This is a genomic window from Mycobacterium sp. AT1, assembly GCF_002043095.1.
Classification (GTDB): Bacteria; Actinomycetota; Actinomycetes; order Mycobacteriales; family Mycobacteriaceae; genus Mycobacterium.
In genome coordinates this window covers 1-8,904 of record NZ_MVOC01000114.1, presented here as the reverse complement: position 1 = coordinate 8,904, position 8,904 = coordinate 1, and the positions used below count along the sequence as shown (strand labels likewise).

Here is an 8,904-nt window from a genome sequence, read left to right as displayed (position 1 = left end):
GTGCGGGGCGCCCCGCACCACGCCTCGTACCAGGGGGATCAGTTCGTCGGCGGTGACGGGGACCGTGGTGTCGTAGCCGTAGACCACGTTCGCCGCCGAGTCGCCCACCAGCAAGACGGGGATCTCGGCCTCGTCGAAGATGCGCGCGGTGGAGTAGTCGTAAGCGGTCAGCATGGCCCACTTGTGGCCCTCGGACTTCCACTTCAACAGGTGGTGGGTCCGGATCTTGGTCCGCGGAGCGGCCGAGTTAGCCGGAACCTGCGAATCGGTGGCAGCACCGTAAACCGTCATTTCAGACATCGTCGTCCTCAATCTCGTCGATTCATTCCTCGAGGCCCATCCGGGTCCCCGGGTCATCTGACCCACCAAGTCTGTCACCCCGACCAGAGAAGGTGAACCGTCGATCGAGTGCGGTTCCTCACACCCGGACCCCTAGCGGGCCTAACATCAGCGTCATGCAACGGCTCAGCGGACTCGACGCCAGCTTTCTCTACCTCGAAACCGCCGCACAGCCGCTGCACGTGTGCTCGATCCTGGAGATCGACACGTCGACCATTCCCGGCGGCTACTCCTTCGACCGCATGCGCGACGCCCTGAACCTGCGCATCAAGGCCATGCCCGAGTTCCGGGAGAAGCTCGCCGACAACCGGTTCAACCTCGACCATCCGGTGCGGGTGGAGGACAAGGACTTCGACGTCGACCGGCACCTGCACCGCATCGGTCTTCCGTCGCCAGGGGGCCGCGTCGAACTGGGTGAGATCTGCGGACACATCGCCTCGCTGACGCTCGACCGCAGCAGGCCGCTGTGGGAGATGTGGGTGATCGAGAACGTGGCGGGCACCGATCCGCACGACGGCGGCAGGCTCGCCATCCTCACCAAGGTGCATCACGCCAGCGTCGACGGCGTCACCGGGGCCAACCTGATGTCGCAGCTGTGCACCACCGAAGCCGACGCGCCCGCTCCCGACCCCGTCGACGGGGTGGGCGGTGGATCGGACCTCGAGATCGCCGTCAGCGGCGCGTTCAAGTTCGCCACCCGCCCCCTGAGCCTGGCCAACGTGGTGCCCTCGACGCTGTCGACCGTGGTGGACACGGTCCGTCGGGCACGCAACGGTCTGACGATGGCGGCGCCCTTCGCGGCACCCAAGACCCGTTTCAACGCGACGGTCACCGGGCGCCGCAACGTCGCGTTCGCCCAGCTCGACCTCGAAGACGTCAAGACCGTCAAGAACCACTTTGGCGTCAAGGTCAACGACGTCGTGATGGCACTGGTGGCGGGGGTGTTGCGGCGATTCCTGCTCGACCGCGACGAGCTCCCCGACAGCCCACTGGTGGCGATGGTCCCGGTGTCGGTGCACGACAAGTCCGACCGGCCCGGTCGCAACCAGGTCTCCGGCATGTTCGCCAGTCTGCACACCGACGTCGACGATCCCGGCGAGCGGCTCAGGGCGATCGCCGGCGCGAATTCCGTCGCCAAACAACACAGTGCGGCGATCGGGGCGACGCTCCTACAGGACTGGTCACAGTTCGCGGCGCCCGCGGTGTTCGGCGTGGCGATGCGCGTCTACGCGTCGAGCCGGCTGACGAGTGCTGCCCCCGTGCACAACCTGGTGGTGTCCAACGTGCCGGGGCCGCAGGTGCCGCTGTACTTCCTCGGTGCCAAGGTCAACGCGATGTACCCGCTCGGGCCGATCTTCCACGGGTCCGGGCTCAACATCACCGTGATGTCACTGAACGGCACCCTCGACGTCGGCCTGATCTCCTGCCCCGAACTGCTCCCCGATCTGTGGGACATGGCCGACGACTTCGAAGTGGCGCTCAAGGAGTTGTTGGCCGCCACTCGGTAACACCCTCAACTGGGCTGACGACGCGCCATGGCAGCATGACAGCCATGAACCTCAGACGCGGGGTCCTCGCGGCCGCCCTAGTGGTGTTGCTGGTGGCCGGCTGCAGCACGGTGGTCGACGGACGTGGCGTCATCGCCACGCCGAGGCCGGGCACCCCGATCGACTGGTCGCAATGCGACGTCGCGGCGTCGGACGTCCGCATCCCGGCGGGCGCCGAATGCGGAAAGCTCTCGGTACCGGTCGATTACGCGAAACCCGACGGTGACGTGGCGCGGCTGGCGATGATTCGGTTCAAGGCGACCGGGGACAAGATCGGCTCGCTCATCATCAACCCCGGCGGTCCCGGCGAGTCGGGTGTCGGAGCGGCGGCCTCCTTGGTGGGCGCGATGCCAGCCTCCATTCGCGAACGCTTCGACCTCGTCGGCTTCGACCCCCGCGGGGTCGGCGCGTCGACGCCGGCGGTGTGGTGCAACTCGGACGCCGACAACGACAGACAACGCGCCGACGACCAGGTCGACTACACGCCAGAAGGCGTCGCCCACATCGAATCGGAGACCAAGGACTTCGTCGCGCGGTGCGTCGAGAAGATGGGCGACGAGTTCCTCGCCAACGTCGGAACATCAAACGTGATTAAGGATCTCGACGCCATGCGGGCGGCGCTCGGTGACCAGAAGCTGACGTACCTTGGCTACTCCTACGGCACCCGCATCGGGTCGGCGTACGCGGAGGCCTACCCGCAGAACGTGCGCGCGATGATCCTCGACGGCGCAGTCGACCCCAACGCGGACCCGGTGGAGGCCGACATCCGTCAGGCCGCCGCCTTCCAGACTGCGTTCAACGACTACGCCGCCGATTGCGCCAAGAGTCCGAACTGCCCACTCGGGACCGACCCAGCCAAGGCCGTCGACGTCTACAAGAGCATGGTCGAACCACTGGTGCAGAACCCCGCCAAGACCAGGGACCCGCGCGGGCTCAGCTACAGCGACGCGATCGTCGGCACCATCCTTCCGCTCTACTCGCCGAACCTCTGGCGCCACCTGACCCAGGCACTCTCCGAGCTGAAGAACGGTTCCGGAGACACCATGCTGAAGCTCGCAGACCTCTACATGGGTCGTGACGAGGACGGGCACTACAACAACTCGACCGACGTCCGGGTCGCGGTCAACTGCGTCGACGAGCCGCCGATCACCGACCGCAAGACCGTCGTCGACGAGGATCGCCGCGCCCGTGAGGTCGCCCCGTTCATGAGCTACGGGCAGTTCACCGGAAACGCGCCACTCGGCACGTGCGCCTTCTGGCCGGTGCCCGCCACGTCCAAGCCGCACCGAATCTCCGTAGCGGGACTGCCTCCCGTCCTGGTGGTGTCCACGACGAACGACCCCGCGACGCCGTATCAGGCGGGCGTCGACCTCGCCAAGCAACTCGGCGGCACGCTGCTGACGTTCGACGGCACGCAACACACCGTCGTGTTCCAGGGCAACAAGTGCGTCGACGACATCGCCGCCAAGTACCTCGTCGACGTCGTGGTGCCGCCACCCGGCTCGACCTGCTGACACCAAGGTCACCGTCGGATCACCGTCCGGTTGCCGACTAGTGTCTGGCCGAGCCCCACTCGGCCACCGAACACCTTTGCGTGCAACGATGTTCGCCATGTGGTTGGTGGGCAGGCTGATCGCGGCACTGCCCGCCGTCGTCGTGGCGTCGACGTTGCTCGGGCCGGTGGCAACGGCGTCCCCCGAGGGCTCCCCAGAGCTTCAATACGGACAGCCCCCGGTGTGGGGGAGGTGCGCAAGCTTCCTCGGGTCGGCCACCGCGCTGCCGACCGCCCAGTGCGGCACCGTCACCGTGCCCGTCGACTACGCGAAACCCGAAGGGCCGCAAGCTCAATTGGCGGTCATCCGGGTACCGGCCACCGGTGACCGGATCGGCGCGTTGATGGTCAACCCGGGCGGGCCCGGCGCGTCGGCAGTCGACGCCGTCGCGGCGATGGCAGGCAGCTTCGGCGACAACGACCTCACCCGCCGGTTCGACCTGGTCGGCTTCGATCCACGCGGCGTCGGGCGCTCCACCCCGCAGGTGCGGTGCCGCAGCGACGCCGAATTCGACGCCTACCGCCGCGAAGCACTCACCGACTACAGCCCCGCCGGAGTGGCCCGCATCGAGCAGATCTATCAGCAGATCGCCCAGGAGTGCGTCGCCCGCACCGGCCAAGACTTCCTCGCCAATGTCGGCACCGCATCCACCGTGCGCGACATGGACGTCGTCCGGGCGGCACTGGGAGAGAACCAGATCAACTACCTCGGCTACTCGTACGGAACCGAACTCGGCGCCAGGTACGCCGAACAATTCGGTGACCGCGTGCGGACCATGGTCCTCGACGGTGCGGTCGACCCGGACGCCGATCCCGTCGCCGAGAACGTCCGTCAGCTCGCCGGATTTCAGACGGCGTTCGACGACTACGCCGCGGACTGCGCGCGGTCCGTCGACTGTCCGCTCGGCCAGGACCCGACGCAGTTCGTCGCGCGGTACCACCAACTGGTCGACCCGTTGGTGCAACAGCCCGGTCCGACGTCGGATCCGCGGGGGCTCGGCTATCAGGACGCCATCACCGGCACGGTCAACGCGCTCTACACCCAGCGCTACTGGAAGTTCCTGACCAGTGGGCTGCTCGGCCTGCAACGTGGCACCGACGCCGGCGACCTGTTGCTGCTCGCCGACGACTATCAGGAACGCGACACCGCCGGGCACTACACCAACCAACAGGATGCGTTCTTGGCGATCAGATGCGTCGACTCGCCGTATCCGACCGACCCCGCCGTATGGGCCGAGGCCGACCGGCAGGCGCGGGCCGCCGCGCCGTTCATGGCCTACGGCGAATTCACCGGGCTGGCCCCCCGGGACGCCTGCGCCATGTGGCCGCTGCCCCCGACGTCGGCGCCCCACGCGGCGTCCTCGCCCGGCCCCGGCAAGGTGGTCGTCGTGTCCACGACCCATGACCCGGCGACGCCGTACCAGGCCGGAGTGGACTTGGCCCGCGAAATGGACGCGTCGCTGATCACCTTCAACGGCACCCAACACACGGTCGTCTTCAACGGCGACGCCTGCGTCGACTCCGCCGTCGTCACCTTCCTGGTCGCCGCGAGCCCACCGGCGCCGAACCTTCAGTGTTAGGCGACCCGCGCGCGGCGGGTGGCCGCGCACGATACGCAGCAGGCATGTAACACGGAATTAACAGCGGGTGCCTACGCTTCGCACATGGATCGGCAGAAGGAATTCGTGCTCCGGACGCTCGAGGAGCGTGACATCCGATTCGTGCGGCTGTGGTTCACCGACGTGCTCGGATACCTCAAGTCCGTGGCGATCGCGCCTGCCGAGTTGGAGGGCGCCTTCGAAGAGGGCATCGGCTTCGACGGCTCGTCGATCGAGGGCTTCGCGCGCGTGTCGGAATCCGACACCGTCGCCCGCCCGGATCCGTCGACGTTCCAGGTGCTGCCCTGGACCACCAGCGCAGGCAAGCATCACTCCGCCCGCATGTTCTGCGACATCACGATGCCCGACGGGTCGCCCTCCTGGGCAGACTCGCGGCACGTCCTGCGCAGGCAACTGGCCAAGGCCAGCGAGCTCGGCTTCTCCTGCTACGTGCACCCGGAGATCGAGTTCTTCCTCCTGCAGCCCGGCCCGTACGACGGCTCCGAGCCGGTTCCCGCCGACAACGGCGGCTACTTCGACCAGGCGGTGCACGACTCGGCCCCCAACTTCCGCAGGCACGCGATCGACGCGCTGGAGTCGATGGGCATCTCGGTGGAGTTCAGCCATCACGAGGGCGCGCCCGGCCAGCAGGAGATCGACCTGCGGTACGCCGACGCACTGTCGATGGCGGACAACGTGATGACGTTCCGCTACGTCGTGAAGGAGGTTGCCCTCACCGAAGGCGTCCGGGCGACGTTCATGCCCAAGCCGTTCTCCGAATATCCCGGCTCGGCGATGCACACCCACATGAGCCTCTTCGAGGGTGACGCCAACGCCTTCCACACCCCCGACGATCCGCTGCAGCTCTCGGACGTCGGCAAGTCCTTCATCGCCGGCATCCTCGAACACGCCAGCGAGATCAGCGCGGTCACCAACCAGTGGGTCAACTCCTACAAGCGCCTGGTGCACGGCGGCGAAGCTCCCACGGCAGCCTCGTGGGGCGCGGCCAACCGGTCGGCCCTCGTCCGGGTGCCGATGTACACGCCGCGCAAGGCGTCCTCGCGCCGCATCGAGGTGCGCAGCCCCGATTCGGCTTGCAACCCCTACCTGGCGTTCGCCGTCCTGCTGGCCGCCGGGCTGCGCGGTGTCGAGAAGAACTACGTGCTCGGGCCGCAGGCCGAGGACAACGTGTGGAACCTGACGCCGGAAGAACGCCGCGCCATGGGCTACAAGGAGCTGCCAGGCAGCCTCGGCGTCGCCCTCGGCGAGATGGAGAATTCCGAGCTGGTCGCCGAGGCGCTCGGCGAACACGTCTTCGACTTCTTCCTGCGCAACAAGCGCGCCGAGTGGGAGAACTACCGCAGCAACGTGACGCCGTACGAACTGAAGGCGTACCTGTCCCTGTAGTGCCGTCGCCGAAACCCCCTGCGTTACCTTGGGGGGGTGGCAAAACCCGCGACGCAGCGCCCGACGCTGCCCAGCGTCGGCAGACTCGGCTTGGTCGAACCTCCGGCGCGTGCGGACCTCGATCGGCTGGGCTGGACCACCGATGAATACGTCGAGCTGTTGTGGTCGCTCTCGCGTGCCCCCGACGCCGACACCGCGCTGAGGACGATGGTGCGTCTCGCGGACGCACTCGAGGACGGCTGGGACGAACTCAACCGTGCCCTGGTGAAGGACCGCGGGCTACGGGGCCGACTGTTCGGCGTGCTCGGTTCGTCCCTGGCGCTCGGTGACCACCTCGTCGCGCAACCGACTTCTTGGCACCTGCTGTCGGGTCAGATCACGCTGCCGAGTGTGACCGAGCTGCGCCGCATCTTCACCGAGATGGCCGAGAACACCTCGGAGACAAACGATTTGCGGGTGCTCTACCGCGACCGGCTGCTCGTGCTCGCGGCGCTCGACCTTGCCCCGACCGTCGAGAACGAACCCGTGCTGCCGTTCCCGACGGTGGGGGAGCACTTGGCCGACCTCGCCGACGCGGCGCTGGCGGCGGCCCTCGTCGTCGCGAACAGGACCGTGTGCAAGGACGACACCCCACCGCGACTGGCAGTCATCGCGATGGGCAAGTGCGGTGCGCGCGAACTGAACTACGTCAGCGACGTCGACGTCATCTTCGTCTGCGAGAAGGCGGACGCGATGACCGCCAGGGTCGCAGGCGAGATGATGCGATTCGCCGGCGAGGCGTTCTTCGAAGTCGACGCCGGGCTGCGGCCCGAGGGCAAGAGCGGTGAGCTGGTCCGCACGCTGGAATCCCATGTGGCGTACTACGAGCGGTGGGCCAAGACCTGGGAATTCCAGGCTCTGCTCAAGGCCCGCCCTGCGGTGGGCGACGCCGAACTCGGCGAGCAATACATGACGGCGCTGATGCCGATGGTGTGGGCGGCATGCGAGCGGGAGGACTTCGTCTCCGAGGTGCAGAAGATGCGCCGACGCGTCGAACAACTCGTGCCCGCAGGCGTCAGATCCCGTGAGATCAAGCTCGGCACCGGCGGTCTGCGCGACGTCGAGTTCGCCGTTCAACTGTTGCAATTGGTCCACGGCCGCAACGACGAATCGCTGCACGTGGCGTCGACCGTCGACGCCCTCGCGGCGCTGGGGGCCGGCGGCTACGTCGGCCGCGACGACGCCGCGAACCTGACTGCCTCGTACGAGTTCCTGCGACTGCTCGAACACCGGCTGCAGCTGCAGCGCCTCAAGCGGACCCACATGCTCCCCGAAGCCGGCGACGAGGAGGCGATGCGGTGGCTGGCCCGCGCCGCGCACATGCGCCCCGACGGCCAGCACGACTCGCTTGGCGTACTGCGGGAGGAACTCAAGCGCCAAAGCCTGCGGGTGTCGCGCCTGCACGCCAAGCTCTTCTACCAACCGCTGCTGGAGTCCGTCGAGGGCAACGCCGTCGAACTCCTGCCGAGCATGTCGCCGGAGGCGGCCGAACGTCAGCTTGCCGCACTGGGATACGAGGGTCCGCAGAGCGCACTGACCCATCTGGCGGCGCTCACCGGAAGCAGCGGCAGACGCGGCCGGGTCCAACAGGTGCTGCTGCCGACGCTGCTGGATTGGCTGTCCGACGCACCAGACCCGGACGCCGGGCTCCTGGCTTATCGCAGACTCAGCGACGAGATGGCCGAGCAGCGTTGGTTTCTCGCCTCGCTGCGCGACGAGGGCGCGGTGGCCAAGCGGCTGATGCACGTGCTCGGCACGTCGGCGTTCGTGCCCGAGCTCCTGATGCGGGCACCCGAGGTGATCCGCCAGTACGCCGACGGGCCGTCGGGACCCAAACTGCTCGAGGTCGAGCCGGAGAGCCTGGCCCACGCGCTCGTCGCGTCGGTGAGTAGGCACAGCGACCCGTTGCGCGCGATCGCGGCGGCGAGAACGCTGCGGCGCCAAGAGCTGGCGCGCCTGGCGTCGGCGGACCTGCTCGGCATGCTCGAGGTCACCGAGGTGTGCCGGGCGCTGACGTCGGTGTGGGTTGCGGTGCTGCAGGCCGCGTTGGACGTCGTCACCCGCGCCAACTCGCCGAAGGACGGCCCGCCCGCCAAGATCGCGGTCATCGGCATGGGCCGGCTCGGCGGTGGGGAACTGAGCTACGGATCCGACGCCGACGTCATGTTCGTGTGCGAACCGGCGGGCGGCGCAGAGGAATCCGTCGCGGTGAAGTGGTCGGTCACCATCGCCGAACAGGTTCGCGCGCTGTTGGGTACGCCGAGCGCCGACCCGCCGCTCGAAGTCGACACCAACCTGCGCCCCGAGGGTCGCAGCGGGCCGCTGGTCCGCACGCTCGCGTCCTACGAGGCGTACTACGCGCGGTTCGCGCAGACCTGGGAGGTTCAGGCCCTGCTGCGGGCGCATCGCGTCGCCGGCGACG

General features: G+C 68.0%; 6 protein-coding genes. 5 read left to right on the top strand and 1 reads right to left on the bottom strand.

Going from position 1 to position 8,904, the window contains the following annotated elements; genetic code table 11:
• Nucleotides 1-300 (bottom strand): 3-methyl-2-oxobutanoate hydroxymethyltransferase (locus B1790_RS33665; RefSeq protein ID WP_198952196.1); only part of this gene is annotated, 300 nt, incomplete at its 3' end.
• 155 nt (nt 301-455) lie between these two features.
• Here B1790_RS33665 and B1790_RS33660 point away from each other — a divergent pair.
• The 5 genes from B1790_RS33660 to B1790_RS33640 all read left to right on the top strand — a co-directional run.
• Nucleotides 456-1,847 (top strand): wax ester/triacylglycerol synthase family O-acyltransferase, encoded by a 1,392-nt coding sequence (locus B1790_RS33660; protein ID WP_079927608.1) that lies wholly within the window; start codon nt 456-458, stop codon nt 1,845-1,847.
• A gap of 44 nt (nt 1,848-1,891) precedes the next feature.
• Nucleotides 1,892-3,400, top strand: coding sequence for an alpha/beta hydrolase (locus tag B1790_RS33655; protein WP_079927607.1), 1,509 nt, complete (start codon nt 1,892-1,894; stop codon nt 3,398-3,400).
• An 88-nt stretch (nt 3,401-3,488) separates the two neighbouring features.
• Nucleotides 3,489-5,018, top strand: coding sequence for an alpha/beta hydrolase (locus B1790_RS33650; protein ID WP_079927606.1), 1,530 nt, complete (start codon nt 3,489-3,491; stop codon nt 5,016-5,018).
• A gap of 84 nt (nt 5,019-5,102) precedes the next feature.
• Nucleotides 5,103-6,443 carry a type I glutamate--ammonia ligase gene (gene glnA / locus B1790_RS33645; RefSeq protein ID WP_079927605.1) on the top strand — a complete coding sequence of 447 codons (1,341 nt, stop codon included), beginning with the start codon at nt 5,103-5,105 and terminating at the stop codon, nt 6,441-6,443.
• Nucleotides 6,444-6,479: 36 nt separating this feature from the next.
• A partial coding sequence (locus tag B1790_RS33640) for a bifunctional [glutamine synthetase] adenylyltransferase/[glutamine synthetase]-adenylyl-L-tyrosine phosphorylase (protein WP_079927604.1) occupies nt 6,480-8,904 on the top strand: 2,425 nt, incomplete at its 3' end.